Origin of the sequence: Virgibacillus oceani (assembly GCF_014638995.1) — a bacterium.
Classification (GTDB): domain Bacteria; phylum Bacillota; class Bacilli; order Bacillales; family Amphibacillaceae; genus Virgibacillus_E; species Virgibacillus_E oceani.
Genome location: NZ_BMFR01000001.1, coordinates 210,648 through 237,482 on the forward strand (window position 1 = coordinate 210,648; position 26,835 = coordinate 237,482).

A 26,835-nucleotide genomic window follows, 5' to 3' on the forward strand; every position below is an offset into this window, starting at 1 on the left:
GCGGAATGCGCAAGATAGTTGTTGGTTCAAGAAGAAGTAATTTAGCTTTAACACAAACAGAGTGGGTAATTGAACAATTAAAGAAAAAAGGTGCCGCAAACGATTTTGAAATAAAGAAAATCGTAACAAAAGGGGACCGAATTCTAGATGTAACACTGTCAAAAGTCGGTGGAAAAGGATTATTTGTTAAGGAAATTGAACAAGCAATGTATGATAAGGAAATTGATTTTGCGGTCCATAGTATGAAGGACATGCCTGCTGTCATTGCGGATGGGCTGATGATTGGTTCGATTCCTGAAAGAGAAGATCATCGGGATGCATATATTTCAAAAAACCATTTAGGCTTAAGTGAATTGCCAGAAGGTGCTATTGTTGGGACAAGCAGTTTGCGACGTGCTGCACAGGTATTGGCGGTGCGCCCCGATGTTAAAATAAAATCGGTGAGAGGGAATATCGAAACACGGTTACGCAAGCTTGAGGAAGAGGATTATGATGCAATTATTTTAGCTGTAGCAGGATTAAAGCGAATGGGGTGGAGTGAGGATATTGTAACAGAATATCTTGATCCGGAAATTTGTGTTCCCGCTGTTGGACAGGGCGCTTTGGCTATTGAATGCAGAAAAGATGACAAGGAAGTCCTGGAATTATTAGAAAAGCTGAACGATGAGTACACAACAAAAACGGTAACTGCTGAAAGGACATTTTTACATTTATTGGAAGGTGGCTGTCAGATTCCGATTGCGGGTTATGCATATCTCGAAAACGAGGAAATTATTTTGACAGCATTAGTAGCGACATCAGATGGCAAAACCGTTTTGAAAGAAGTTGTACGTGGAACTGACCCTGCAGCAGTTGGCAGGGAAGCTTCCAAGCGTCTGATTAAACGAGGTGCAAAGGATATAGTTGATGAAGTAAAAGAGGAGCTTAATGAGTAATGGCTGCCTCATTACATGGAAAAAAGGTCTTGATAACAAGGGAAGAAAATCAGGCAAAAGTATTTTCGGAAAAGGTGCTGCAGTGTGGAGGCACACCAATCGAAATACCTCTTATAAAAATTTCATGTAAGAGTTGTATTCAAAATAATCAATTAGTGCGGAATTTACATCAGTATAAGTGGATTTTTTTCACAAGTGCAAATGGTGTAAATTGCTTTTTTGAGCTATTAAAGCGGAACGGGATACCCAATAAATCTTTAAAATGCCAGGTTGCTGCGGTAGGTCATAAAACTGCTGAAGCACTGCAGCAATATGGTGTTCCAGCTGACTTTATTCCGTCAGCTTATAATGCCGATGTAATGTCCAGGGAATTCTTAATTGCATATCCAACCGCTGATCGAGTTTTATTTGTAAGAGGTAATCGTTCACGGGATGTGCTGCCTGATGTGTTTTTGAAAAAGAATATTCGCTTCGATATGATTGAGGTATATGAAACAGATTACAATTATCAAAGTGCTGTGAGGCTAAACGATATTTTGCTCGAAACAGATTTTGATTTCATTACGTTTACCAGTCCGTCAACTGTGGAAGCATTTATAAATTTAATGAACGATGCTGATTGTATAGAGAAGGCTAAAAAAACCATTTGTGTATGCATTGGCACTACTACTGAGCAAAAAGCAAACGAAATGGGATTCAATAACACAATCATTCCTAATCATTTTACAATTGATGATATGCTTGCAGCAATGACGGATTACATAAAGAAAGGATGATTATCATGGCAAATAATTTGCATTTTAAGCGCCATCGCAGGTTACGTTCCACAAATGAAATGCGAGCCTTAGTAAGGGAAAATCATTTATACAAAGACGATCTTATTTATCCTCTTTTTATTATTGAAGGAGAAAAGACAAAAAATGAAGTTCCATCTATGCCAGGAGTATACCAAATTTCACTTGATTATTTAGAAGATGAAATGAATGAATTACAGTCTTTAGGTGTGAAGGCGGTTATTCTATTTGGTGTCCCAAATGAAAAGGATTCGACAGGTACGGGTGCATTTCACGAGCATGGAATTGTTCAGGAAGCAATCCGTGAAATTAAAAGTAAAACACCGGAAATGCTTGTAATTGCTGACACATGTCTATGTGAATTCACATCACATGGTCATTGCGGTGTAATACATGATGGTGATGTTGCTAATGATGAATCACTTAAATTATTGGCTGATACTGCAGTCTCACAAGCGAAAGCTGGTGCAGATATTATTGCTCCGTCCAATATGATGGATGGATTTGTAATTGCTATACGAAGTGCATTGGATGAAGCCGGATTTACAAACATTCCAATTATGTCATATGCAGTAAAATATGCGTCTGCATTTTATGGTCCATTTCGTGATGCGGCTGACAGTACCCCGCAGTTTGGTGACCGAAAAACGTATCAAATGGATCCTGCAAATCGCTTAGAGGCATTACGTGAAGCAGAGTCAGATATGGATGAGGGAGCAGATTTTCTTATTGTAAAACCCGCTTTATCATATTTGGATATTGTTCGGGATGTGAAAAATAACTTTAATGCACCGGTTGTTGCTTATAATGTAAGTGGTGAATATTCCATGGTAAAAGCAGCTGCAATAAACGGCTGGGTTAATGAAAAAGAATTGGTTATGGAGAAATTAACTTCCATGAAACGTGCTGGTGCAGATTTAATTATTACGTATTATGCGAAAGATGTCGCGAAATGGTTGGACGAATAATTCATAAACTTTAGTGAGGTGATTTGTGGTGAGTAGTTTTGAAAAATCAGTCGATGCGTACAAAGAAGCAGTTGACCTAATGCCAGGTGGAGTAAATTCTCCTGTACGTGCATTTAAGTCAGTTGGGATGTCACCAATTTTTATGGATCGTGGCAAGGGCTCAAAAATAGTAGATATTGATGGTAATGAATATGTTGATTATGTATTAAGCTGGGGACCATTAATTTTGGGTCATGCGGATGACAGAGTAGTCGAAAAACTTAAGGAAACCGCAGAAAAAGGAACAAGTTTTGGTGCTCCTACTATTCTCGAAAATAAGTTAGCAGAATTAGTTATTAACCGTGTGCCGTCAATTGATATGGTTCGTATGGTAAATTCAGGAACAGAAGCAACGATGAGTGCACTAAGATTGGCTAGAGGGTATACAGGTCGTGACAAAATTTTAAAATTTGAAGGAAATTATCATGGACATGGTGATTCGTTATTAATTAAAGCAGGATCTGGTGTAGCGACGTTAGGTCTACCGGATTCACCTGGTGTTCCAGAATCAATTGCTCGGAACACGATCACAGTTCCGTATAACGACATTGAAAGCCTGCGTTATGCATTTGCTAATTATGGCGATGATTTGGCAGCTGTAATAGTAGAGCCAGTATCGGGAAATATGGGAGTTGTACCACCGCTGGATAACTTTTTGCAAGTAGTAAGAAAGATTACGGAGGATCATGGGACAATACTTATATTTGATGAGGTTATGACAGGGTTTCGTGTAGGTTATAATTGTGCCCAGGGTTATTTTGGCGTTACTCCTGATCTGACATGTTTGGGGAAAGTGATTGGCGGAGGATTGCCTGTCGGAGCGTATGGCGGTAAAAAGGAAATTATGGAAAGTATTGCTCCAACAGGTTCGATTTATCAAGCAGGTACATTATCTGGAAATCCTTTAGCGATGACTGCTGGGTATGAAACATTAAACGCTTTAACAGAGGATTCCTACGAACAAATAAATCAGAAGGTTGATCGTCTTATAGAAGGATATAAACAAGCGGCAATTGATTTTGACATTCCATTACACATAAATCGAGCAGGATCAATGGTCGGATTCTTTTTCACAAATAAAGCAGTAATTAATTATGAAACATCCAAACAATCAAATACGGAATATTTTGCACAGTATTATCGTGCTATGGTTGAAGAGGGTATATTCCTGCCTCCTTCACAGTTTGAAGGACTTTTCCTTTCGACAGCACATACAGACGAAGATATTGAAAAAACTATAAAGGCTGCTAGAACTGCATTTTCTAAAATTAATAAATAATACTTTTAAAAGCTACTCGTAAAGGGTAGCTTTTTTTTTCGCATATATTTATTTTAGTATTCATATAGTGGAATAAGACATATAAGCATATGAATATGTATGTTGAAGGGAGGAAGATCTTTGACTAATGATCAATCAGTTTTTAATTTTGACCTGAATGAATCCCTTTATTTTGAAAGGGGACAGGAAGTAGCTGAAATGATGGGGATATCACTGGACCCGGAAATTTCAATTCAAGCATTTAATGAGTATATATCGATTAGAGGGGTAATTGAACTGCGTGGGGAGTATGTAAAGGCAAATAACCTTGAAGAATCAGAGCCTTCAGAATTTGATGATTATCAATCCAGACGCTACGTAGAAAGTGTAATTGACAGTGATTCGGGTGCTGCAGAATTTTCGCATAGATTCCCAGTTGAAATCTCGGTTCCAACATACCGGGTTGGAGATTTAGAAGATGTAACAGTTAGCATTGAGTCGTTTGATTATGAAATACCTAATAGCAGCCAATTAAAGTTTATGTCCTCTATTGCTATTCATGGGATTAGTGACCAGCCAGAAAGTCCTCGTGAAGAAGAATCATACGATGGAATGGATTTCGCGGAGCCTGCGCTGGAATCTGCGAACAGTGATACATTTGAATTTGATATAAAAGAGAACAAAGAACGACCTAAGGATACGGAAAAGGAAAACGACGACTATACGAATATTCCAGCATTAGAAGATGATAATTACGACACCTCTGAAGCAGAAGAAAATGATATGGAAAAGGATCGCTGGAAACAGAAAAAGTCACAAACACTAGCAGAGTTTTTTAAGAAAAATCCTGAGCCTGAATCAGTAACTGAAAGTCCATATGTTGAATCACCTCAAGCAGATTATACGGAATCAGTTGATTTTTATGAAGAAAGCAGATCAAACGAAGAAGAGGATGTTCGTTATTTATCCGATATGTTTCGGGGTGATGACGAAGAGAAATTTGCAAAAATGCGAATGTGCATTGTACAAGAAAAAGATACGATTGAGACGATAGCTAATCGATACAAAATTACTACACTCCAACTAGTAAAGCAAAATAGACTGCAAGACGAAACTTTAACTGAAGGACAATTATTATATATCCCTATAAAAAAGAAATTATAAGCTATTGTATGCTGCGTACTTTTAGTTTCAACGTTACCCCTTGATCATATATCAAGGGGTATACCCTTTTAAGTATAAACACTGGAGAGATGTAACGTGGATTCCTTAAGAAACGTTTTACAAGCATATCGGATTGAACCATTAAAGGTAGATCGTATATCTGAAAAACTTTATTGTATTTATGATGGTAAACAGTTTTTTGCGTTGAAAAAAAGTATGATGACGCTAGAACAGATTAAGAGCTGGGAGGCAGTTTATCACCGGGCATATTCACAAAATTTATCCGGAATTTTATCCGTTTATCTCACTGCAAATGGAAACTTATATGAGGAAGCAGATGGAGAATATTATTATTTAACCCCATGGATCCACCAAGAAAAACGTAATCAAAAACAAGAATTTGAAATAATTTTTAAAACGATTGGTGCCATTCATGCAAAAACAAAAAAAGCAGTATCATATGATGCGGAAAAAGTGAAAGATCAATTTAATCAGTATCGGGATCACTGTTTAAACATAAAATCCAGTTTACTCATGTATGTGGAGGAATTTGAGAAAAATAGGTATATGTCACCATTTGAATTGTTAGTTTGTACACAGTATCGAGAGCTTGAGTTTTTTATAAATGAACAAAACAGATGGATTGAAAATTTCAGGGATGAGTTGGACGAACAGTCAGATTGGAATATTAGCCTCTGTCATGGTCAGCTTAAATCCTCCCATGTATTACATAGTCATACTGCATATATCATTAATTGGGATAGGGCATACTATGACAATTCAGTCATCGATTTGTCTAATTTCCTTAGGGATCAGGTAAAATATTATGACCAACCCAATGAGCTATTGATTGATTCACTTTCTGTTTATTTCAATGAAAACAAACTATCGAATCATGAATTATACTTATTGAGTATCTATTTATTTGATCCAAGCGATTACATAAGAGTGGTGAAGCATTATCGTGATAAAACATCTGATGCTTCAATGGTACAGCAAATTTGTCAATTGCAGCATGCCTATCGTCAACTGGTATTTGCGATGAAATGGTCAGAGCAAGTTGATGCGTTAACGGAATCACTAATTGATGAAAGTGAAAGCTAAATCCATTCCAAATAAAATGCGATAAACACCCCTACAAGTATCCCCAATAAAAAAACGTCAAAAGTGGTAGGGAAAAATAGTGTTCGAATTAGTTGAAAGATGAGAATTGGAAGTGTGCACCTTTCGATTACAATTATACAATTTCTCGCCCATGGTGGCAGCTTGTAACGATAAAATCGTGCCATTGGATTATCACCCCTTTTTTCTTCATTAATCACCTTTTGAATTGTTTGATATTATAATATGTATATATATAGGTGTTTTGTGCAATACAAGAAATAATAGTTGATTTTATTTCAGGTTATGGATAAAATATTTATACTAACAAAAATCATCATTTAAATGCGATGATAGGGAAGAGTACAGAATAATTGCCATCAGAGAGGGAAATCATGAGCTGAAAATTTCCCGGGAACAATTATTTTGGAAGGTCGCCCTTGATGCAGCTTCTTTGAATCGAGTAGAAGTAAGCCGGGACTTGTCCGTTATCAAGCAATGAGTGTACAAGTGAAATACTTGTAAACAAAGGTGGTACCACGGAAGCAATATCCTTTTCGTCCTTTATTGGGTGAAAAGGATTTTTTTATTTGAAAAGGAGGATATCTTATGAATGATAAACCTAAAAAGTCGCTGCCGTCGAAATATCATCCACAGGAAGTCGAACAGGAGCGTTATAAATTTTGGGTCGATGGTAAGTTTTTTGAAGCAACAGGTGATGTGGAAAAAGAACCGTATACAATTGTAATTCCACCCCCAAACGTAACTGGTAAATTACATCTTGGCCACGCGTGGGATACAACCATGCAGGATACGATTTCACGAATGAAACGTATGCAAGGCTATGATGTATTATGGCTTCCGGGAATGGATCATGCGGGTATTGCAACACAGGCTAAAGTTGAAGCGAAACTAAGAGAGCAAGGGAAAAATCGTTATGATTTAGGTCGTGAAAAGTTTGTAGATATAGTCTTGGAATGGAAAGAAGAATATGCAGATTTCATTCGTAAACAGTGGGAGAAATTAGGCTTAGGTCTAGATTATTCCCGTGAGCGTTTTACAATGGATGATGGGTTATCTGAGGCAGTTCGTGAAGTTTTTGTAACGTTATATAAAAAAGGTCTAATCTATCGTGGAGAGTATATCATTAACTGGGATCCGCAAACGAAAACTGCCCTTTCCGATATAGAGGTAATCTATGAAGAACTTCAAGGTAAATTTTATCATATGCGATACCCATTAAAGGACAGTGAAGAAACAATTGAAATTGCTACAACTCGACCGGAGACAATGCTTGGGGACACAGCTATTGCAGTTCATCCGAACGATGATCGTTATAAGCACTTAATAGGGAAAACAGTAATCCTGCCAATTGTCGGACGGGAAATTGAAATCGTGGCAGATGAGTATGTAGATATGGAGTTAGGCTCTGGTGCAGTAAAGATAACGCCCGCACATGATCCTAATGATTTTGAAATTGGCAACCGTCATAATCTTAAACGTGTACTTGTTATGAATGAAGATGGTTCAATGAATGAAAATGCTGGTGAATATGAAGGGCTTGATCGATTTGAGTGCCGGAAAAAGATAGTTAAGGATCTAAAAGACCTTGGAGTTTTGTTTAAAATTGAAGATCATGTTCATCAGGTCGGACATTCTGAACGCAGTGGTGCGGTGGTTGAGCCATATTTATCAACTCAATGGTTTGTCGATATGCAACCGCTGGCGGATGCTGCTGTAGAGTTACAAAGCAGTGAAGACAAGGTTAATTTCGTCCCTGAACGCTTCGAACGCACCTATTTACATTGGATGGAAAACATTCGGGATTGGTGTATCTCACGTCAATTATGGTGGGGGCATCGTATTCCAGCATGGTACCATAAGGAAACAGGTGAATTATATGTAGGTAAAGAAGCACCAAAGGATATCGAAAACTGGAATCAGGATAAAGATGTATTAGATACATGGTTCTCTTCAGCATTATGGCCGTTTTCTACAATGGGGTGGCCAGATAAGGACACAGAGGATTTCAAACGTCATTTTCCAACCGATGTACTCGTAACTGGTTATGATATAATCTTCTTTTGGGTTGCCCGCATGATCTTCCAATCAAAAGAATTCACTGGAAAGCGTCCATTTAAGGATGTTTTGATCCATGGTTTGATTCGGGATGCCGAGGGACGCAAAATGAGCAAATCGCTTGGTAATGGTGTTGATCCAATGGATGTTATCGAAAAATATGGTGCAGATTCGTTACGATATTTCTTATTAACAGGGTCATCGCCTGGTAAGGATTTGCGGTTTCATTGGGATAAAGTAGAATCGACATGGAATTTTGCTAATAAGGTTTGGAATGCATCCCGTTTCTCATTAATGAATATGGAAGACTTTTCATATGGGGATATTGATTTAACAGGTGAAATGTCATTGGCGGATAAATGGATCCTAACCAGATTAAACGAAACAATTGAACATGTCACGAAGAACACAAACAAATATGAATTTGGTGAGGCTGGGCGTCACTTGTACAATTTCATATGGGATGAATTATGTGACTGGTATATTGAAATGGCAAAGCTGCCGCTTTATGGTAATGATGAGGCGAAGAAACAATCGACACGCTCTGTACTTGCCTATGTATTAGATCAAACAATGCGCATGCTCCATCCGTATATGCCTTTTATAACAGAGGAAATATGGCAGCAGCTGCCGCACCAAGGTGAATCAATAACAGTTGCAGCATGGCCAACCGTACAAGCTGAATTCCATGATGAAGAAGCCTCAAAGGAAATGAAACGTCTTGTTGCAATTATTAAGTCAGTTCGCAACATTCGTGCCGAGGTCAATACTCCAATGTCAAAACAGATCAAGCTTTTAATTCAAGCTGAAAATGCAGATATTGTAAACGAACTTGAAGTGAATCGTGATTATTTGGAGCGATTCTGCAATCCGAGTGAATTGACAATTGCAACAAAGGTAGAAGTACCTGAAAAAGCAATGTCAGCTGTTGTAACAGGTGCAGAGTTATTTCTTCCGCTTGAAGGTTTAATTGATTTTGATAAAGAAATAGAGCGTCTTAATAAAGAATTGGCTAAATGGAGTAAAGAAGTTGAGCGTGTACAGAAAAAATTAGCGAATGAAGGGTTTGTTAAAAAAGCTCCTCAAGCAGTTGTAGAGGAAGAACAACAAAAAGAGCAGGATTATTTAGAAAAACAAGCGAAGGTAAAAGCTCGTCTTACAGAATTAAAAGGATAAACCAAAGCGGGATCCCGAATTACACCGGGATTCCGCTTTTTAATGCAAATTATTTTTTTTAAATTGTATTTCTATGCACAATCGACGTAAAATGCGACGTAATATTCTCGGGTCGCCGTCCGGGATCGCTCCGGGCGGATGCGCACCTTAGGGCACGGCCTCAGCCTCCTTGAGAAAACCACTCTTTGGTGTCTTCGGACTCGTGCCTTTCTAAGCAGGAGTCACCGCCCGCAGCGATGCCGGACTAGTGCAGTGGAATTAATATATATCGGTACTTGCATAGATTGTAATTATTAAATATAAAGTAACTATAATCTTTAAGAAATCATGATTACGTTATAAATACACTTACTAGCAGCCCGTATACACGGAGACTCCTGTGGGAGATGAGGCATCGGTGAGACCCCGGAGCGACGAGCAAAACAACCACCGAATAAGCTACGAGTTGTGAGGAGTGCAGCATCACCGAAAATGCTTGCAACACGACGAACACCCAGCGTGAGGAGGCTCATCAGCCGCCCACGGAAAGCGAAGTGTATACGGGCTGCGGGACCAAAGAGCGTCCAAAATAATGCAAAATCACCACAAGTATTTACGTCGCAGTTTACGGAAATTACGTGGTGAAATACAGCAAAAACTTAGGCATTCTTTATTGAAAGTTTTCGTTTTATATGAGTGGTATACTTTTTTAAAATATTTACATCACTAACAGCGCTAAGTGTTCTGGAACCAACAACATCTTCCAATTCGTTAAACAAAAAATGTCCATCCTTTCCAATTAAAAAATCAATACCAACCATATCAAAATCAAAATTGGTCACAATTCTATTTATAATGTCCATTTCTTTTCCTGAGGGCTGGTACCATTCAGCTGAACCCCCGAGTTTATAATTTGCACGAAAATCTGTTGAACTGCTCCGTTTAACGGCTCCAACAATTTCTCTTCCAACTATAAATACACGAACATCTTGTCCAAGCCTCACATTACTTGTCTGAACGATAATTTGGCTTGATGAGATGACCGAAAGACAATTTTCCCATTCCAGCTTTTGCTTGATAAAATATACTTGTTGTCCCCCTCGTCCGGTAACTTCTTTAACAACAAATGGGTAAGCAAATGGCGGTGAGACCGGTAAATTTTCTTTTTTAATAAATAATGTATCAACCATTGGAATCCCAAGATCATGTACATAATGGTGAGATAATGCTTTATTATTACATAAAGCAGATATACCTGATGAATTAAAAACAAGAATACCGCACGATTCGAAATGTAAGCTTAGTATGGGGTCAATCGTACGAATAACAGCAAAATTTGGTAAATTTACAGGTTCACTATGATAGCTGATAGTCCGTTGGTTATTCGTAATTCCTATTGCTAATTCCTCACGGATAATAAGCTTGAGCGAAATATTTTGAAGTCCAGCCTCTTCTATAAACCAATTAATATAAGATTTGTTCTCAAGTGCATCTTTTTTACTATAAATCAACCATCCGTATTGCTTCATAACAAATGCCTCTGATCTTTTCTGAAGGTATTTATAATATAATTAATAATATAATCAGCAACATTAACTTTTGTACATTCATAAATGTTCCGTATGTGTGCATTAGAATTTATTTCACATATTAACGAATTATTATTGGGTCCAAATAACAAATCAACTCCTGTGAAATCGGCACCAATAACTTTTGTTGCTGCTATAGCTAATTCTTTTTCAGCTTCAGAAGGTTCGTACGGTTCCATTGTTCCCCCAGCTGTAACGTTTGCTCTGAAATCATTAGATGCATTACGTATCATAGAAGCAACCACCGTATCCCCAACCACGTGTATTCGTATATCCCTTCCATAACTTGAAGAGATAAATTCCTGAAATAAAAAGGGTTTTCCAATAATTTCTTTAATTTTGTTCAGCATTTGCTCTTGATTATGTACTAAATAAACCTGTTCACCAAAGGATCCAAATGCTTCTTTGAGAACCATAGGAAACCCTAGTTTTTTAATAGCATGTTGTGTAAAGGTGTGATCTATTACAGTTGTGCTTGGGAATATTTTTGGTGCTATGATCGTTTTGGGAATAGGTAAATGCTGTTCGGCTAATGCTTGATATGTAGCAATTTTATCATCACTTACTTCAATTGCTTTAGAACTATTAAATACACGAATTCCAAGTGATTCTAACTGTCTTGCCAAATATATATCTTTATCTGTAAAAATAACGAAATCTGGTAATGATAGTTGATCGCCAAGTAAAGCATGATTATCATTACCTAAATAGGCAAGCAGTTCATTATTTTTATAAAGCTTTATATCAATATTTTGTTTGAAAGCGGCACACTGCAGCCATTCTGCAAAATCAGCAAATTTAGTTCCAGGCAGGTGTCCGTTATAAACAATCCATCCATTTATATTCAAAATAGTAACCCTCTCATTAAATTATATATTTTTGTTGCAGTCTTTTTCTGGTGTAGTATTATGTAATGCGTGAACTATTAATAGAAGAGCGGTGATCATATGTTTAAAAACTTTCAGCAGGTAGAAACTTTTTTTGAAAATAGAAAACGTTTTGGTATAAAACCCGGATTAGATAGAATAAATCAATTGCTTCGTTTACTTGACAACCCGCAAAATAAAATAAATGCGATTCACGTGGCGGGAACTAATGGAAAGGGATCGACAATTAGTTATTTAAAAGCTGCATTAATGTCTAATGGTTTGCAAGTCGGTGTTTTCACCTCTCCAAGTATGGAAGGGTTGACCGGACATATATTTATCGGCAACACCCCGATAGATGAACAAAAGTTTATTGCATTACTAAACGAGATGCTTCCCGCCATTTATGAACTTGATAAAAAAGAAAACTATCCTTCAGAATTTGAAATTATTACTGCACTTGCCTTTGTCTATTTTGCGAAAAATGTTGATTTCTGTGTGATAGAAACTGGTATGGGCGGCAGAGAGGATACAACTAATTGTTTCACCCCTCTTTTGTCTATTATAACAAATGTAGCAAAAGATCATATCGCATTTTTAGGTGATACATTGGAAAAGATTGCATACCACAAAGCGGGAATAATAAAAGAAAAAGTACCAGTCATTATAGGTGATATGCAAAAATCTGCATATGCTGTTATGTATAATGAGGCTATACAAAAGAATGCTCCCATAAAACAGCTGTCAAACGATTTTACATATGAAATTATTGATCATACACCACATTTGCAAACGTTTTTGTGGAGGGATAATTATTACCAATTTAAAGTGGCCATCCAAATGTCGGGAGAACACCAACTAAAGAATGCATCGCTTGCAATAATGGCACTTGTACAGTTGGAGTATTTAGGTTACCAATTAGATTGGTCAAAAGCATTGTCCGGAATAAGGAAAGTAATAGTTCCCGGAAGGTTTGAAATGGTGTGGGAGAAACCTATTGTGATCATTGATGGTGCACACAATGAAGCGGGTATTAAATCGTTTATTCAAACTGTTTTAAGCGAATACCCCGAAAAAGAACGGCATTTGATCTTTGCAGGGTTTAAGGATAAAGAATTAGAGAAGATGTTAAATTTGCTTAGTGATCATTTTGTAACCATCACGGTAACGACGTTTAATCATCCAAGAGCTGCTGCCGGTGAGGATTTATATCATATGCTTCAAATGAATGGGAAAATAGTAAGCAGTAATTGGAAAGATAGTCTTGAGAAAATTAAAGCCTGTGATTCGAATAATCAAATCTTTTTTGTTACAGGTTCATTGCATTTTATAGCAATTTGCAGGAAATATTTTGTAAAATAGCAGGTACTATGATATATTATTCCTATTATCTGAAAGTTTTTAATAAATGAGTATAAAGTCACACTTTTATCGACATTTGACAGGAGATGCATCGGCAAATGATTACTAGAAGAAAAATTAATATACTCTGGTTCATTTGGCTCTTATTTTGGCCATTACTGTTATGGCTATCGTACGAGTACTCTATAATTAATTTGGAAGGTCAATGGATTGATATAGTTTTGTTTGCTGTCTTTATGTGTATAGTTGCATTATTTCCATTAACGATAAATAACAACCCGATATTTTTTGTTAATGGAATTAGCATGGCAGTCTTTCTATCATTTGGATTATTAGTTGAAACGATTTTGACTCAGATAACGATATTGACTTTATTAATCAATTTAAAGGTTGATAAAAAAGAGCTGTATCGCTTTCCCTTAAATTTACTGATGTTTGCAGTCATATCATTTGTTTCCGCTAATGTATTCTGGTTATTGGGCGGAGATCAGCAGTCAGTAAATTATCATTCGGTAAATGGATTTATTGCAATAATTGGCTATGTTTTCACAGTATTTATTACTAATCAAATGATCATAAAACTATTTCAGACTTACTTACATAAACAAAAGGTTAAATTTTTTGATAAAGGCTTTTTATGGGAGCTTACTTCTTCTTTATTAGTTTTACCGGTCGGTTTTGTTCTGTACGTGCTTTATACAGAAATAGGACGGGCGGCTATTTTTTATATGGGTATTCCGTTTATTTCTATTTCTATTATTCTTAGATTATTGTATTCCTACCAGGAAATAAATCGATATTTGAAACGAACAGGTGAAATTGGCCATCAATTGACACGCAGGTTAGAAGTGAATGAAGTTTATAATGTTTTTATAACTGAGCTTAATCGAATATTGCCAATGGATTTAGCCTATATTTATGTTGTAAATTCCAATCAGTATTTAGAGCTGGTCAGATTTGTTGACAGCAGCGGGAAGACTAGCAGTGGTCCAGGTGTCGAGTATCTTGACCCTAATGAAGCATTCAGCGGTAAAGTCTGGGCATCGGGAAGACCTATAATATACGGTAGTTCCTCTGAATGGAATCAGATTAAAAATTCGAAAATCCCTTTAGAAACAGAAAGTATTATATCGTTACCAGTAGAATATGGAGACGATATTGTGGGTGTTGTAACAGTAATTTCAAAAAAGAAAAAAGCATTTGACAAATCGCATTATCGAATCTTGGATATTCTATCAAACTATCTGGGAGTTGCTATAGAAAATGCTAAAAATTATGAAGAGACAAAGGCTAAAAGTGAGCGTGACAGTTTAACACAATTGTATAATTATCGTTATTTTGAAAGTGCAATAAATAATTATTTTAACAACACTTCAGATTCAGGTGGCATTGAAAAGTCTTCTTTATTATTACTTGACCTGGATCATTTTAAAGCAATTAATGACAATTATGGACATGAAGCAGGAAATGAGATACTTTGTCAGGTTGCAAATCGTTTAATTGTGCAATTTGCAGATATTGGATTAATTGCGCGTTATGGTGGTGAGGAATTTGTAGTTTTTCTTCCTGATGTAGATTTACCACAGGCTGTCGAATTTGCTGAAGCATTACGAAGAAATATTGAAGCTGTTTCTTTTCCAGTTGAAAAACATATCCTGGATCATTGTCAATTAACGGAAGTATCTGTGACCGCAAGTATTGGTATCGCGGCATATCCAATACATTGTGAATCCCCAAGTGAATTAATTCGGCATGCTGATCGTGCCATGTATATTGGGGCAAAACGTAAAGGCAGAAATAGGGTTGCGGTCTATGAGGACCTACAAACCATTTAAAACCGGGAAATCATCTGTTTCCATTACCTCCTGAGGTAGATTGTTCGGTTAAAACCGCCACTTTGCGTGGCAACACCGAACCACCCTGCATGGCAAATCTTTTCGGTGGGACGAGTAAGCGCAGTCCCACGTCGCTAAACGGGCGCTTCCGCTTTTGTTCTAAAAAAAATATCAGTTTATGTTGAACAATTCTTGAAAAGAGTGACAAATCTCCTCTTACTTTTCATTGTGTACATGCTAGAGTTAAAAAAAGCAGCAAAGTGAGGGGAAATTGTGAAAAAGAAAAAACCAATTATACTATGGATTAATGGTAAAAAATCAAAAATAACTCGCAATGTTGACAAAAATGACTCGCATTTGTTTGACAAAGAACTGGCTGCAACGATAGAAGAACCATCCAATAAAGATAATACTATTCCAACCCTGGCAAGACAGCATAATTATGAAATTAACCATCTAGGTAATCCGAATAGCACAAGTAAGTTTAGTATGTACAAGCCTATAATTTTTGCAACAATTTCAGCTATAGTAATCGGTTTATGTATGGGAATTGTTATGCTGAATATGTTTGTTGGTATTGGAAAAGAGGTAAACGGCGATGGTAATGCTACCAATCCATTAACCGAAAATACAACAAATGGAAGTGACCCTGGTGAACATGCTAATCAAGCTTTATCGAGTGTTACTTTTGAACAAATAAATGGTTTCGTATTGCAAGCAGGAGTTTTTTCCAGTAAATCAAATGCAGCTGAATGGGCGAAAAAATATGAAAAGTCAGGGTATGCAACTATGATATGGAACCGTGAAGGGAAATATTATCTATTAGCAGGTTTATCAAGTACAAAGGAGCAAGCTAAAGAACAAGCCAAAGTTTTACAGGGAAGCGACTTTGAGATATATGTAAAAGAATGGAGCACAGTAGAATCTGAAAAGGATTTAACTAAACAGGAAGGTGAATGGGTTCATTCTTTCAGGGATTTGTGGTACGAGTCGTTAATGAAAGTAACAGGCAAAAAGGACATTCCAACAGGTTCGTGGAAAAGCTTATTGGATCACTATCCTAAGCAATCAAATCGTTTATCCGGATTCTTTGAGGAATTGGCAGTCACCTATAAACAATTTTCGGAAGTTAATCATCAAAAGGCGCAAATTATTCTTCTAAATCAATGGAAACTATATGAAACAGCCTTGTCTGAATAACAATAAACAGAAAAGCAGGTATAATCAAATGCCTGCTTTTATATTTTGCACAAGAAATATAGTCGTAAAATCCCATTTTTACTATGTGAATTTTTACTTTCACAATTGAGAAGCAACAAGAAAATTTAATTTTAGTAACTTGCCGGATGATCATTATCTGACTAAGATGAATGTATTAACAAAAAGGGGGACAAATTATGGCTATTTCTTCAATAATGATAAAGGATGTTCCAAAAGAGGATCGCCCAAGAGAAAGATTATTAAATCTTGGGTCCAGTCATTTGTCTAATCAGGAATTATTGGCAATTTTACTCGGAAGCGGTACAAAAGAAGAATCAGTTATGACATTATCACAGCGCGTATTAATGCATTTTGAAGGATTGAATTTGTTAAAGGATGCAACCATTGAAGAGCTTACAGCAATAAAAGGAATCGGCTCTGCAAAAGGTGTTCTGATTTTATCAGCTATTGAGCTGGGCAAACGAATGAATCAATATAAACCAATTGAACGATATGTTATTCGTTCACCTGAGGATGGTGCAGATTATATTATGGAAGAGATGCGCGGGCTGAATCAGGAACATTTTGTTGTTTTGTTCTTAAACACTAAAAATCAGATTATCCATCGGCAAACGATTTTTATTGGAAGTTTGAATGCATCTATTGTCCACCCTAGAGAGGTTTACCGGGAAGCAGTAAAACGATCTGCCGCTTCAATTATTTGTGCGCATAATCACCCCTCTGGAGATCCCACCCCTTCACAGGAAGATATTCATGTTACAAGACGTTTGGTCGAATCTGGTAAGATGATTGGTATCGAACTCCTAGATCATTTGGTTATTGGTGATCGAAAATTTGTCTCCTTAAAAGAAAAAGGTTACCTATAGTTGTGAAAATATGTTTTATAACACTATCTATTTTTTTATTTTTTTCGTATAATATTAAAGACAAACAAACAAAATCGGCGCCATTTTTCAATTTTAATTGAAAGTGGCGCTTATTGTGATTTTTATGTTACATGTATTAAATTGGATAATAGTAAAAAATATACAAATGCCATTAGTATCACATTGCATTACGAATAATAAATAGATATAGTAAAGCTACATACTACATACGAATGTGTTTTTGGAAAGGGAGATATTTTTGGGAAGAATTAGTTTTTCACAGGATTTGGGTATTGATTTAGGTACAGCAAACACGCTTGTTTTCGTAAAAGGGAAGGGCGTTGTTGTGAGAGAACCTTCCGTTGTAGCAAAAAACATCGCTACGGGAGATATAGAAGCAGTTGGCAGCTCTGCTCGGAATATGATTGGCAGAACACCGGGGAATATATCTGTAATCAGGCCAATGAAGGATGGAGTTATTGCCGATTATGATACTACCGCTGTTATGATGAAATATTACATTAAAAAAGCTATGCGCAAACGCTCCCTCTTCGCTAAAAAACCAAATGTAATGATCTGTGTTCCATCGGGGATTACGATGGTTGAAGAGCGTGCTGTAATTGATGCTACGAAACAAGCTGGTGCAAAGGAAGCGTTTCCGATTGCCGAGCCATTTGCTGCTGCAATCGGTGCTGGTTTACCGGTTTGGGAACCAACGGGCAGTATGATTGTTGATATTGGCGGCGGAACTACTGAGGTTGCTGTTATCTCGCTGGGAGGGATTGTTACAAGCCAATCAATACGTACAGCAGGTGACGATATGGATGAAGCAATTATTCAATATATCCGTAAAACATATAACTTAATGATTGGGGAACGTTCTGCGGAATCAATTAAAATGGAAATTGGTACTGCAGGAGAAGTAACGGAGAACGAAGAAATAGAGATACGTGGTCGTGACCTATTGACAGGTCTTCCGAAAACTATTTCAATTACAGCAAAAGAAATTGCAGCATCACTGCAGGATACAGTAGCTGAAATTGTGGAAGCAGTTAAAAATACCTTGGAAAAAACTCCACCAGAACTTGCGGCAGATATTATGGACCGGGGAATTGTTCTTTCAGGTGGGGGATCTCTATTACGGAATTTAGATCAAGTTATTAGTGATGAGACGAAAATGCCTGTTTTTGTTACTGATGATCCACTAGATAGTGTGGCTATAGGAACAGGTAAATCCTTAGAATACATTCAACACTTCCGTTCCCATCCGAATGTATCTTCTCGTCCTACAGTTTATTAAGTAGGTGCTTTTATGCAGTTTTTCCGAAAGAAAAGATTATTTATTATATTGATTGGATTTATTATTCTCGTTGCATTAATCGGATTTTCACTCGGGGACAGAAAAAATTTGTCTACTCCCGAACAATTTATTAAAGACACCGTTGGATGGGCTCAAAGTGTTATTCACACACCGGTTAAATTTGCAGCGAATATTTTTACTAACATTGATGATTTAAAAAATACGTACGACGAGAACAAATTACTGAAAGAAAAGCTATCACAATATAAAGGTCTTATTTATGAAGTGCAGGAGATCAAAGAAGAAAATGAACAGCTGCGAAAGACCTTGGAAAAAACAGAAAGTATTAGGGATTTTAATCCTATTCAAGCGGCTGTAATGTCTCGTACACCAGAACGCTGGGTGGAGCAATTAACGATTAACAAGGGTGAGCAAGACGGTGTTAAAACAGATATGGCAGTTATTACCGCTGATGGAATGGTAGGGAAAATTCAAACTACATCCGAATTTACTTCAACTGTTCAGCTGCTTACTGGTTTTGACCAATTTAATCGAATATCAGCAACTATTTCCCGTAAAGATGGTAAAGATATTTTCGGTATGATTGAGGAATTTGACGAGGAGACAAATTCATTGCTTTTCAAGATTATTGAGGAATCAGATAAGGACTTGAAGAAGGGAGAACTAGTAGTATCTTCAGGAATGGGTGGCGTATTTCCAGCAGGTTTGCTTATAGGGACAGTAAAAGAGGTAGTACCAGATCAGTACGGTCTAACTAGAACTGCTTTAATTAAGCCGGCTGCTGATATGTATGAAATTAACAATGTTATTATTGTTGACCGTACCCTAAATGAAGCTAAAACTGACGAGCAGGAGGATACAGAGTAATGAAGCGATTATATTTACCTCTCATCCTCTTTCTATTTGTCATTAGTGAAGGTGTAGCACTTGAGTTATTACCACCCAAATTAGTGATGAGTGATTTATTAATCATACCGCATTGGGTTTTAATATTTTTAGTGTTTGTATCAATCTTCTATGACAAAGAACAAACTTATTATTCTGTACTATACGGTGCTATCTTTGGTTTATTGATTGATATTGTGTATACTGGTGTACTTGGCGTTTATATGTTTACCTATGCACTTGTTATTTATATCATTCATGGTCTTAAAAAATTATTGCATGCTAACATTCATGTAACCTTATTATTAGGTTTTATCGGCATAGTCTTGGCTGATTTAGTGATATATTTAATATTTTTCGTTATCGGATTAACCGAAATGCCTGGTAAGGATTATTTAATATACAGAGTTATACCAACTATATTAGCTAATCTATTATTTTTACTAGTTCTTTATCCTTTTTTCAAAAAGAGGCTCATAAAGTGGAGTGAGGAACAATTGACTAATAGTTAATGAGTGTATTAACCGTTTTCCAATGATGTGTCAGAACGCTTGAGAGAATTTAATGAGGTGAACTTACTGTGCAAGAAAACAAACAATTGATTACGATAAAAGGAACAAGAGATGGACTCACATTGTTTATCGACGATTCGTGCTCCTTTGAAGATGTGTTCATCGAATTAAACGGAAAACTTACTGAAAATCATTCAAAAAAAGACGAGCCAACGGTACACGTAACTGTTAAATTAGGTAATCGTTATTTAACCGCTGAACAAGCTGCCAGGCTAAGAGAATTAATAGGGAAAGAAAATCGTTTCCGGGTTCAGTCTATTGAATCTAATGTAGTACCAAGGGACAAGGCGCTATCGTGGATGGAAGATAGTGAAGTGAAACCAATAAATAGAATTATAAGGTCTGGACAGGTCTTAGATGTGAAAGGGGATTTACTCTTAATTGGAGATGTAAATCCAGGCGGGAAGGTAGTATCAACAGGGAATATCTATATTATGGGCAGTTTGCGGGGAATAGCACATGCTGGAGTCAATGGTGACCGGGATGCTGTCATAGCTGCATCATACATGAAGCCCAGTCAACTCCGTATAGCAGATTATATTAGCCGTGCTCCAGATTACGAATCTGATGGTGTGTATATGGAATGTGGTCTTATTGATGAAAAGCAAGACAAAATTGTAATTGATCGACTACAAGTTCTTTCACATAAACGAAAAGATTTAAATGGATTCGAAAGGAGAATAAACAATGGGTGAGGCAATAGTAATTACATCTGGTAAAGGTGGAGTAGGTAAAACTACTACTACGGCAAACATAGGTACAGCTTTGGCATTAATGGAGAAAAAGGTTTGTTTAATTGACACGGATATTGGGTTACGAAACCTTGATGTCGTAATGGGCTTAGAGAATAGGATTATATACGATATTATTGATGTAATTGAAGGGCGTTGTAAATTAAAACAAGCGCTTATTAAAGATAAGCGGTTTGATTATTTATCGTTGCTTCCTGCTGCGCAAACAAGTGATAAATCCGCAAGCACAATCGAGAGTATGAAAAAGATTATAACTGAATTAAAACAGGAATTTGATTATATTATTATCGACTGTCCTGCTGGAATAGAACAGGGTTTTCAAAATGCAGTTGCGGGAGCGGACAAAGCGATTGTTGTCACTACTCCTGAAAAATCCAGCGTTCGGGATGCTGACCGTATAATTGGATTATTGGAGAAAAAAGATATGGATCCACCAAGCTTAATCATAAATCGAATACGGAATCATATGATGAAAAATGGTGATATGCTGGATATAGATGAAATTGTACATATACTCTCAATTGATCTTATTGGTATAGTTATAGACGATGATGAAGTAATCAAAGCCTCAAATAATGGTGAACCAATTGCACTTAATCCAAACACAAGAGTATCTATCTCATACCGGAATATAGCGCGAAGAATTTTGGGTGAAACAGTACCATTACAATCCTTAGAAGATGAAAAGGGAATGTTTTATAAAGTAAAGAAATTTTTTGGTATGCGTTCGTGATTAGAATACTAGCAGATAAATGCAATGATTGCACAAAGCTATCATTGCATTTTTGTTTTATATGACGACAATAATACATTTACGATTATCATCTTCGTTTAGCTATTCCGCTTTTGTAATAACTCGTCTACTTTACTCATACAATTATAAAAAAGTATGGTAAAGGATTGTGAGAATTATGAATAAAGGGGTAAAGCAGGTACGAAAATCTATCAATCAGCGAAAAAACATTCGTGGCATAAAAGCTAAAGGAATGCCCAAAAGAATTACACCTTCATTTCCGCAAGAAGAAGAAAAGCATGGGTACTTTCCGATCTTCCCAGATAACACACATACGCAGCAAACGAAAGACAAAAGCCGGTTTATATCTGGAATAATGCTGAAGGGAATCTTATCGATTATTTTGTTCTTTGGTGCAGCTTTCCTATTCCAAACTAATACAGATCTGTTGGAAAAACCAACTATGTGGACAAGCCATGCACTAACAAAAGAATTTCCATTTGCACGGGTTAATCAATGGTATCAGGAAACTTTCGGATCCCCACTTGCATTTGCGCCACAACAAAAACAGCAAAAGGATAATGAACAGCTTGCCCTGCCTGTTAGTGGAAACGTTACGGAATCATTTCAGGCTAATGGATCGGGTATTATGATTGCACCGCAAGATACTTCAGAAGTAATGGCAATGGATTCAGGTGTCGTCATTTTTGCTGGTAATGATCCGGAGACAGATAAAACGGTGGTTGTGCAGCATGCAGACGGCAGTTTATCATCATATGGATTTTTAAGTGAAATTGATGTACATTTATATCAATTTGTTTCAAATAATGAGCAGATTGGAAATTTTGTACCCAATGACAAGAATGAGACTGTATTTTTTGCGATTGAAAAAGATAATCATTACGTAGACCCGGTACAGGTGATCAAAGTTGACGATACTCCATAAAATAGTACCTACCATTCATATTCATCCAATTCTATTATTATTTATTGGTATTGCTTTTATTACAGGTACATTTGTGGAATTATTTGTTATCCTATCTATTGTTTTAATTCATGAGCTCGGACATTATGTAATGGCTCATTTCTTTAAATGGCGTGTTAGAAGCATTATGCTATGGATTTTTGGCGGGGTAATGGATACAGATGAACATGGGAACAGGCCATTCCATGAAGAAGCACTCGTTACAATAGCTGGTCCATTCCAGCATATTGCAATTTATGGGTTATTATTGTTTTTTTCAAATGCAGAAATTTTCCCTCCATCCATTTTAGAGATAATGTTTTTTTATAATACGGTAATTTTCTTATTTAATCTATTGCCAGTTTGGCCGTTAGATGGCGGAAAACTTTTATTTTTGTCATTATCGGCAATTTTTCCATATCGAAAAGCATACCACTCTGTTATTTTAATCTCATTGGCAGCATGTTTGATCATTATATTGCTTCAATTATTTGTTCTTCCATTTACGCTAAGCTCCGTAGTTCTTATGCTGTTTTTACTTAAAGAAAATAGGGTAGAATGGAAACAGCGCTATTATGTTTTTATTCGTTTTTTATTAAAAAGATATCAAAACCGCAATTTGAGGATTAATGGGGTTCGTCCGATAGTTGTGCCCCACCAAAGTTCATTAATTGAAGTATTCGAACACTTCAGGCGTGAAAAAAAACATCCTATCTATATAATATATCCCGATGATGAACGCAAAGCGATTGATGAAAATGATTGTTTACGCAGTTATTTTTATGATAAGCAGTATTCTAAAACAATCGGAGAAATTGCCAGATCCATTTATTAATTATAATCAAAAATAACAATATGAATTCTTGACAACTACTCGTAAAACGTGCTAATATCAATACGTTATTCATCGTAGCAGCACATGCTACAACCGCACAGAACAGGTTTTTAAACTCAGAAACAGAGTACCTGAATGGCGAGTCCCTATAATTTAAGGAGGTGCAAGGCATGTACGCAATTATTGAAACTGGTGGTAAACAAGTAAAAGTTACAGAAGGACAAGAAATTTACATTGAGAAAGTAACTGCAGAGACAAATGATTCTGTAACATTTGACAAAGTTCTTTTCGTTGGCGGGGATGATGTAAAAGTAGGCGCTCCATATGTTGATGGTGCAACTGTAACTGCTAAAGTTGAAAAGCACGGTCGTCAAAGAAAAGTTACTGTATTCAAATATAAGCCTAAGAAAAACTACCATCGCAAGCAAGGTCATCGTCAGCCTTATACGAAATTAGTTATTGAAAAAATTAATGCTTAAAGGTATTTTCATATGATAAATGTGACTGTGTTTAGGAACAACAACCAAATAAAGGCCTTTGAATTATCTGGACATGCAGAGAGCGGCCCACATGGCTATGATTTAGTATGTGCAGGAGTATCGGCTGTATCGTTTGGTGCTGTCAATGCAGTACTTACATTATGTGAAACAGACCTTGAAATTGAACAGGGAAGTGATGGTGGTTTTCTGCATGTCACACTTCCAGACACTTTAGATTATCAAGTAATGGAAAAAATACAAATCCTGTTCGAAGGAATGATTATTTCACTGGAAACGATTGAACGTGAATATAATCAGTATATTACGATTCAAAGTAAATAAGGAGGTGCAGCTAAATGCTACGTCTAGATTTACAATTTTTCTCACAGAAAAAAGGTGCTGGTAGTACAAAAAACGGACGTGATTCTGAATCAAAACGTCTTGGTGCTAAACGTGCAGACGGTCAGTTTGTAACTGGTGGGTCTATTTTGTATCGTCAACGCGGTACAAAAATCTATCCAGGTGAAAACGTGGGTCGAGGTGGAGATGATACACTATTTGCTAAAGTGGATGGTGTTGTGAAATTTGAACGCTTCGGTCGTGATCGTAAAAAAGTAAGTGTCTATGCAACTGCTCAGGAAGCATAAAAACATAAGCCGGATAAAACTCCAACTATTCTTGGTTGGAGTTTTTTTGTTGCTTAATCATTTTTCTGCTATACTTTTGTTATTATGGGGGGATGGGCGTGAGGGAAAAAGATATTATTGATGTTCTGCGATTATATCGTCATGATTTAATGAACGATTTACAGATTATACAAGGGTATTTAACGATGGGTAAAATGGATAAGGTACATGATAAAATAACTTCATGTATGGCTCATTTTGATAAAGAAAGAAAATTAATGAGTTTAAATATTCCAAAATTCGCTTTATGGTTAATACAATTTAATTCCTTACATGCAACGTTTCGATTTACATATGATATTTGCATCGAAAATAAAAATTTAAACGAAATAGACACTATTCTTTTAAAACAGTGTCAAGCTTGTATTAATTTTCTTGAAAAAGCGGCAAATGATTCTGAGGTATTCGAAGGAAATATAAGTCTTGGTTATCAAGATGAAATGATTGTAACAGTCCAAATTTTTCTTGCAGGTAACTTGAAAAGGTTAGAAAATTATGAAGCAGCGCCTATTTTAGAGCGGTTTTCGTTACATATGAAACAAGAAGATGATGGAATAACTTGTAATTTAGCTATTCCGTTAAATTAATTGAGGTGACTAGCAGTGTTTGTAGATCAGGTGAGTGTTTATGTGAAAGCAGGTGATGGAGGTAACGGTCTTGTTGCCTATCGTCGCGAAAAATACGTACCAAAAGGCGGACCAGCGGGGGGAGATGGCGGAGACGGCGGTAATGTTGTTTTTGAGGTAGATGAAGGGTTAAATACGTTAATGGACTTTCGCTATAACCGACATTTTAAAGCTAAGCGTGGAGAAAATGGTATGAGTAAAAATCAGCATGGTAAAAATGCATTTCCGTTAATTGTACCTGTACCGCCTGGCACTACGGTGGTAGATGCAGATACTAATGCAGTTATAGCTGATTTAACGTATCACAAACAGCAAGCTGTAATAGCACATGGTGGAAGAGGTGGAAGAGGCAATTCACGTTTTGCCACTCCAAGAAACCCCGCTCCAGATTTTGCCGAAAATGGTGAACCTGGACAGGAGCGTAATATTAAAGTTGAACTAAAGCTTATTGCTGATGTTGGTCTTGTTGGATTTCCAAGTGTTGGGAAGTCTACGTTCATCTCAGTGGTAAGTGCAGCGAAACCGAAAATTGCTGATTATCATTTTACAACATTATCGCCTAACCTTGGTGTAGTTGATACAAATGATCATAGAAGCTTTGTGATGGCCGATTTACCAGGATTAATTGAAGGTGCACACGCTGGCGTAGGTCTGGGTCATCAATTTTTGCGACATGTTGAGCGGACAAGAGTGATTGTTCATGTTATCGATATGGCAGGTACAGAAGGCCGGGATCCATATAATGATTTTATTAAAATAAATCAGGAAATAAAGGAATATGACGAAAAGTTAATGAATCGACCGCAGATAATTGCGGCTAATAAAATGGACATGCCTGGTGCAGAGGAAAATTTACAGATATTTAAGAGGAAATTGACGGAAGATTTTCCTGTATTCCCTATTTCAGCCTTGACAAAAGAAGGATTAAGAGATATTTTATTTGAAATCGCTGATACCCTGGAAACTATTCCAAAAACTGCACCGATTGCAGATGATAGTGATGAAGAAGTGGTGTATCGTTATCAGAAAGAAAAAGAGCCCTTTACTATATCCCGAGATGATGATGGTGCTTTTGTGCTTTCCGGAATAAAAATTGAAAAACTGTTTAAAATGACAGATTTTAATAGGGATGAAGCAGTGCAACGTTTTGCCCGTCAGCTCCGTGGTATGGGTGTCGATGAGGAACTTCGCAATCGTGGTGCTAAAGATGGAGATACAATCAGACTGCTGGACTTCGAATTTGAATTTATAGAGTAATTTCCTTGATAAGGGTGTAAAAGAGGGGTATTAATGACGCACATAGATGAAAAGTTTTATTTGGTCCGAAGTGATGTGTTACCTGAATCAATGAGGAAAACAATTGAAGTAAAAGAGTTAATTGAAAGAGGAAAGGTAAAAACAATTTTTGAAGCAGTACAGAAAGTAAACCTATCAAGAAGTGCTTATTACAAATATAAGGACACCGTTTTTCCTTTCCAAGCAATGGTTAAGGAAAAAATAATGACATTGTTTTTCCATTTAGAGGACCGTAGTGGTACACTTTCAAAATTGTTGGCAATTGCAGCAGAGGCTGGATGTAATGTTTTAACAATTCATCAAACCATTCCAATTCAAGGTAAAGCAAACGTTACATTGTCACTTGATATTTCTTCTATATCCTATGATGTAGAGAAACTTATTCATAAATTAAGGCAATTAGATTTTGTTGATCGTGTTGATATGTTAAGTTCAGGGTTAAGTTAGGGAGAGG

At 36.6% G+C, this 26,835-nt stretch carries 27 protein-coding genes and 2 other annotated features; of the genes, 24 read left to right on the forward strand and 3 right to left on the reverse strand.

Annotated features, from left to right (window positions below; translation table 11 throughout):
- The first annotated feature begins 5 nt into the window (after nucleotides 1-5).
- The 6 genes from hemC (at nucleotide 6) to IEV74_RS01100 (ending at nucleotide 6,262) form a co-directional block, all read left to right on the forward strand.
- Nucleotides 6-935, forward strand: a complete 930-nt coding sequence (hemC, locus tag IEV74_RS01075) for a hydroxymethylbilane synthase (RefSeq protein ID WP_188453495.1) — start codon at nucleotides 6-8, stop codon at nucleotides 933-935.
- Entirely contained in the window at nucleotides 935-1,711 is a 777-nt protein-coding gene (locus tag IEV74_RS01080) for a uroporphyrinogen-III synthase (protein WP_188453496.1), read from the forward strand. The genes hemC and IEV74_RS01080 overlap by 1 nt, the downstream gene beginning before the upstream one ends.
- Before the next feature lie 5 nt (nucleotides 1,712-1,716).
- Entirely contained in the window at nucleotides 1,717-2,697 is a 981-nt protein-coding gene (hemB, locus tag IEV74_RS01085; protein WP_188453497.1) for a porphobilinogen synthase, read from the forward strand.
- 28 nt (nucleotides 2,698-2,725) lie between these two features.
- Nucleotides 2,726-4,015, forward strand: coding sequence for a glutamate-1-semialdehyde 2,1-aminomutase (hemL, locus tag IEV74_RS01090; RefSeq protein WP_188453498.1), 1,290 nt, complete (start codon nucleotides 2,726-2,728; stop codon nucleotides 4,013-4,015).
- Nucleotides 4,016-4,135: 120 nt separating this feature from the next.
- Complete coding sequence (spoVID, locus tag IEV74_RS01095; RefSeq protein WP_188453499.1) at nucleotides 4,136-5,158, forward strand: stage VI sporulation protein D; 1,023 nt, start codon at nucleotides 4,136-4,138, stop codon at nucleotides 5,156-5,158.
- A 96-nt stretch (nucleotides 5,159-5,254) separates the two neighbouring features.
- Nucleotides 5,255-6,262 carry a protein kinase family protein gene (locus IEV74_RS01100; protein ID WP_188453500.1) on the forward strand — a complete coding sequence of 336 codons (1,008 nt, stop codon included), beginning with the start codon at nucleotides 5,255-5,257 and terminating at the stop codon, nucleotides 6,260-6,262.
- Here the strand turns inward: IEV74_RS01100 and IEV74_RS01105 are convergent.
- A complete protein-coding gene (locus IEV74_RS01105) occupies nucleotides 6,259-6,447 on the reverse strand; it encodes a YszA family small membrane protein (protein WP_099158664.1) in 189 nt (62 codons plus the stop codon). The two genes, IEV74_RS01100 and IEV74_RS01105, sit on opposite strands and share 4 nt — an antisense overlap.
- Nucleotides 6,448-6,600: 153 nt before the next feature.
- Nucleotides 6,601-6,827, forward strand: a binding site (T-box leader).
- Between the two features lie 41 nt (nucleotides 6,828-6,868).
- On the opposite strand from IEV74_RS01105, the gene IEV74_RS01110 reads away from it, so the two are divergent.
- A complete protein-coding gene (locus tag IEV74_RS01110; RefSeq protein ID WP_188453501.1) occupies nucleotides 6,869-9,514 on the forward strand; it encodes a valine--tRNA ligase in 2,646 nt (881 codons plus the stop codon).
- 638 nt (nucleotides 9,515-10,152) lie between these two features.
- Here the strand turns inward: IEV74_RS01110 and IEV74_RS01115 are convergent.
- Complete coding sequence (locus IEV74_RS01115) at nucleotides 10,153-11,022, reverse strand: ATP-grasp domain-containing protein (protein WP_188453502.1); 870 nt, start codon at nucleotides 11,020-11,022, stop codon at nucleotides 10,153-10,155.
- On the reverse strand, nucleotides 11,019-11,930 hold the full coding sequence (locus IEV74_RS01120; protein WP_188453503.1) for an ATP-grasp domain-containing protein: 912 nt from the start codon (nucleotides 11,928-11,930) through the stop codon (nucleotides 11,019-11,021). The genes IEV74_RS01115 and IEV74_RS01120 overlap by 4 nt, the downstream gene beginning before the upstream one ends.
- Before the next feature lie 99 nt (nucleotides 11,931-12,029).
- Between IEV74_RS01120 and IEV74_RS01125 the strand changes: the two genes are divergently transcribed.
- The 17 genes from IEV74_RS01125 to thrR all read left to right on the forward strand — a co-directional run bounded on the left by IEV74_RS01125 (nucleotide 12,030) and on the right by thrR (nucleotide 26,828).
- Nucleotides 12,030-13,310: a bifunctional folylpolyglutamate synthase/dihydrofolate synthase gene (locus tag IEV74_RS01125; RefSeq protein WP_188453504.1), complete on the forward strand. Its 1,281-nt coding sequence runs from the start codon at nucleotides 12,030-12,032 to the stop codon at nucleotides 13,308-13,310.
- A 98-nt stretch (nucleotides 13,311-13,408) separates the two neighbouring features.
- Complete coding sequence (locus tag IEV74_RS01130; RefSeq protein WP_188453505.1) at nucleotides 13,409-15,145, forward strand: sensor domain-containing diguanylate cyclase; 1,737 nt, start codon at nucleotides 13,409-13,411, stop codon at nucleotides 15,143-15,145.
- Between the two features lie 273 nt (nucleotides 15,146-15,418).
- Nucleotides 15,419-16,345, forward strand: a complete 927-nt coding sequence (locus IEV74_RS01135) for an SPOR domain-containing protein (RefSeq protein WP_188453506.1) — start codon at nucleotides 15,419-15,421, stop codon at nucleotides 16,343-16,345.
- 197 nt (nucleotides 16,346-16,542) lie between these two features.
- Nucleotides 16,543-17,232, forward strand: a complete 690-nt coding sequence (gene radC / locus IEV74_RS01140) for a RadC family protein (RefSeq protein WP_188453507.1) — start codon at nucleotides 16,543-16,545, stop codon at nucleotides 17,230-17,232.
- 259 nt (nucleotides 17,233-17,491) lie between these two features.
- On the forward strand, nucleotides 17,492-18,532 hold the full coding sequence (locus IEV74_RS01145; protein ID WP_308418960.1) for a rod shape-determining protein: 1,041 nt from the start codon (nucleotides 17,492-17,494) through the stop codon (nucleotides 18,530-18,532).
- 12 nt (nucleotides 18,533-18,544) lie between these two features.
- Nucleotides 18,545-19,420 carry a rod shape-determining protein MreC gene (mreC, locus tag IEV74_RS01150; protein ID WP_188453508.1) on the forward strand — a complete coding sequence of 292 codons (876 nt, stop codon included), beginning with the start codon at nucleotides 18,545-18,547 and terminating at the stop codon, nucleotides 19,418-19,420.
- Nucleotides 19,420-19,950 (forward strand): rod shape-determining protein MreD, encoded by a 531-nt coding sequence (gene mreD, locus IEV74_RS01155; protein WP_188453509.1) that lies wholly within the window; start codon nucleotides 19,420-19,422, stop codon nucleotides 19,948-19,950. Before mreC ends, mreD begins: the two co-directional genes overlap by 1 nt.
- Nucleotides 19,951-20,018: 68 nt before the next feature.
- On the forward strand, nucleotides 20,019-20,705 hold the full coding sequence (gene minC / locus IEV74_RS01160) for a septum site-determining protein MinC (RefSeq protein WP_188453510.1): 687 nt from the start codon (nucleotides 20,019-20,021) through the stop codon (nucleotides 20,703-20,705).
- Nucleotides 20,698-21,495, forward strand: a complete 798-nt coding sequence (gene minD, locus IEV74_RS01165) for a septum site-determining protein MinD (protein ID WP_188453511.1) — start codon at nucleotides 20,698-20,700, stop codon at nucleotides 21,493-21,495. The genes minC and minD overlap by 8 nt, the downstream gene beginning before the upstream one ends.
- Nucleotides 21,496-21,673: 178 nt before the next feature.
- Nucleotides 21,674-22,441, forward strand: coding sequence for a M23 family metallopeptidase (locus tag IEV74_RS01170; RefSeq protein WP_188453512.1), 768 nt, complete (start codon nucleotides 21,674-21,676; stop codon nucleotides 22,439-22,441).
- Nucleotides 22,425-23,294 carry a M50 family metallopeptidase gene (locus IEV74_RS01175; RefSeq protein ID WP_188453513.1) on the forward strand — a complete coding sequence of 290 codons (870 nt, stop codon included), beginning with the start codon at nucleotides 22,425-22,427 and terminating at the stop codon, nucleotides 23,292-23,294. Before IEV74_RS01170 ends, IEV74_RS01175 begins: the two co-directional genes overlap by 17 nt.
- Before the next feature lie 81 nt (nucleotides 23,295-23,375).
- Nucleotides 23,376-23,450, forward strand: a sequence feature (ribosomal protein L21 leader region).
- A gap of 14 nt (nucleotides 23,451-23,464) precedes the next feature.
- Nucleotides 23,465-23,773, forward strand: coding sequence for a 50S ribosomal protein L21 (rplU, locus tag IEV74_RS01180; protein ID WP_188453514.1), 309 nt, complete (start codon nucleotides 23,465-23,467; stop codon nucleotides 23,771-23,773).
- A gap of 12 nt (nucleotides 23,774-23,785) precedes the next feature.
- Nucleotides 23,786-24,115 carry a ribosomal-processing cysteine protease Prp gene (locus IEV74_RS01185; RefSeq protein ID WP_188453515.1) on the forward strand — a complete coding sequence of 110 codons (330 nt, stop codon included), beginning with the start codon at nucleotides 23,786-23,788 and terminating at the stop codon, nucleotides 24,113-24,115.
- A gap of 14 nt (nucleotides 24,116-24,129) precedes the next feature.
- Nucleotides 24,130-24,420 carry a 50S ribosomal protein L27 gene (rpmA, locus tag IEV74_RS01190; protein ID WP_188453516.1) on the forward strand — a complete coding sequence of 97 codons (291 nt, stop codon included), beginning with the start codon at nucleotides 24,130-24,132 and terminating at the stop codon, nucleotides 24,418-24,420.
- 98 nt (nucleotides 24,421-24,518) lie between these two features.
- A complete protein-coding gene (locus tag IEV74_RS01195; protein WP_188453517.1) occupies nucleotides 24,519-25,046 on the forward strand; it encodes a Spo0B domain-containing protein in 528 nt (175 codons plus the stop codon).
- 15 nt (nucleotides 25,047-25,061) lie between these two features.
- Nucleotides 25,062-26,342: a GTPase ObgE gene (gene obgE, locus IEV74_RS01200; protein ID WP_188453518.1), complete on the forward strand. Its 1,281-nt coding sequence runs from the start codon at nucleotides 25,062-25,064 to the stop codon at nucleotides 26,340-26,342.
- Between the two features lie 33 nt (nucleotides 26,343-26,375).
- Complete coding sequence (gene thrR / locus IEV74_RS01205; RefSeq protein WP_188453519.1) at nucleotides 26,376-26,828, forward strand: transcriptional regulator ThrR; 453 nt, start codon at nucleotides 26,376-26,378, stop codon at nucleotides 26,826-26,828.
- Nucleotides 26,829-26,835 lie beyond the last annotated feature (7 nt).

Excerpts from the sequence above, each read along its gene's own strand:
- hemC (WP_188453495.1), top strand. The coding sequence starts at position 6 with ATGCGCAAGATAGTTGTTGGTTCAAGAAGAAGTAATTTAGCTTTAACA.
- IEV74_RS01080 (WP_188453496.1), top strand. The coding sequence starts at position 935 with ATGGCTGCCTCATTACATGGAAAAAAGGTCTTGATAACAAGGGAAGAA.
- hemB (WP_188453497.1), top strand. The coding sequence starts at position 1,717 with ATGGCAAATAATTTGCATTTTAAGCGCCATCGCAGGTTACGTTCCACA.
- IEV74_RS01105 (WP_099158664.1), bottom strand. The coding sequence starts at position 6,447 with ATGGCACGATTTTATCGTTACAAGCTGCCACCATGGGCGAGAAATTGT.
- IEV74_RS01110 (WP_188453501.1), top strand. The coding sequence starts at position 6,869 with ATGAATGATAAACCTAAAAAGTCGCTGCCGTCGAAATATCATCCACAG.
- IEV74_RS01115 (WP_188453502.1), bottom strand. The coding sequence starts at position 11,022 with ATGAAGCAATACGGATGGTTGATTTATAGTAAAAAAGATGCACTTGAG.
- IEV74_RS01125 (WP_188453504.1), top strand. The coding sequence starts at position 12,030 with ATGTTTAAAAACTTTCAGCAGGTAGAAACTTTTTTTGAAAATAGAAAA.
- IEV74_RS01130 (WP_188453505.1), top strand. The coding sequence starts at position 13,409 with ATGATTACTAGAAGAAAAATTAATATACTCTGGTTCATTTGGCTCTTA.
- radC (WP_188453507.1), top strand. The coding sequence starts at position 16,543 with ATGGCTATTTCTTCAATAATGATAAAGGATGTTCCAAAAGAGGATCGC.
- mreC (WP_188453508.1), top strand. The coding sequence starts at position 18,545 with ATGCAGTTTTTCCGAAAGAAAAGATTATTTATTATATTGATTGGATTT.
- mreD (WP_188453509.1), top strand. The coding sequence starts at position 19,420 with ATGAAGCGATTATATTTACCTCTCATCCTCTTTCTATTTGTCATTAGT.
- minD (WP_188453511.1), top strand. The coding sequence starts at position 20,698 with ATGGGTGAGGCAATAGTAATTACATCTGGTAAAGGTGGAGTAGGTAAA.
- IEV74_RS01170 (WP_188453512.1), top strand. The coding sequence starts at position 21,674 with ATGAATAAAGGGGTAAAGCAGGTACGAAAATCTATCAATCAGCGAAAA.
- rplU (WP_188453514.1), top strand. The coding sequence starts at position 23,465 with ATGTACGCAATTATTGAAACTGGTGGTAAACAAGTAAAAGTTACAGAA.
- IEV74_RS01185 (WP_188453515.1), top strand. The coding sequence starts at position 23,786 with ATGATAAATGTGACTGTGTTTAGGAACAACAACCAAATAAAGGCCTTT.
- rpmA (WP_188453516.1), top strand. The coding sequence starts at position 24,130 with ATGCTACGTCTAGATTTACAATTTTTCTCACAGAAAAAAGGTGCTGGT.
- thrR (WP_188453519.1), top strand. The coding sequence starts at position 26,376 with ATGACGCACATAGATGAAAAGTTTTATTTGGTCCGAAGTGATGTGTTA.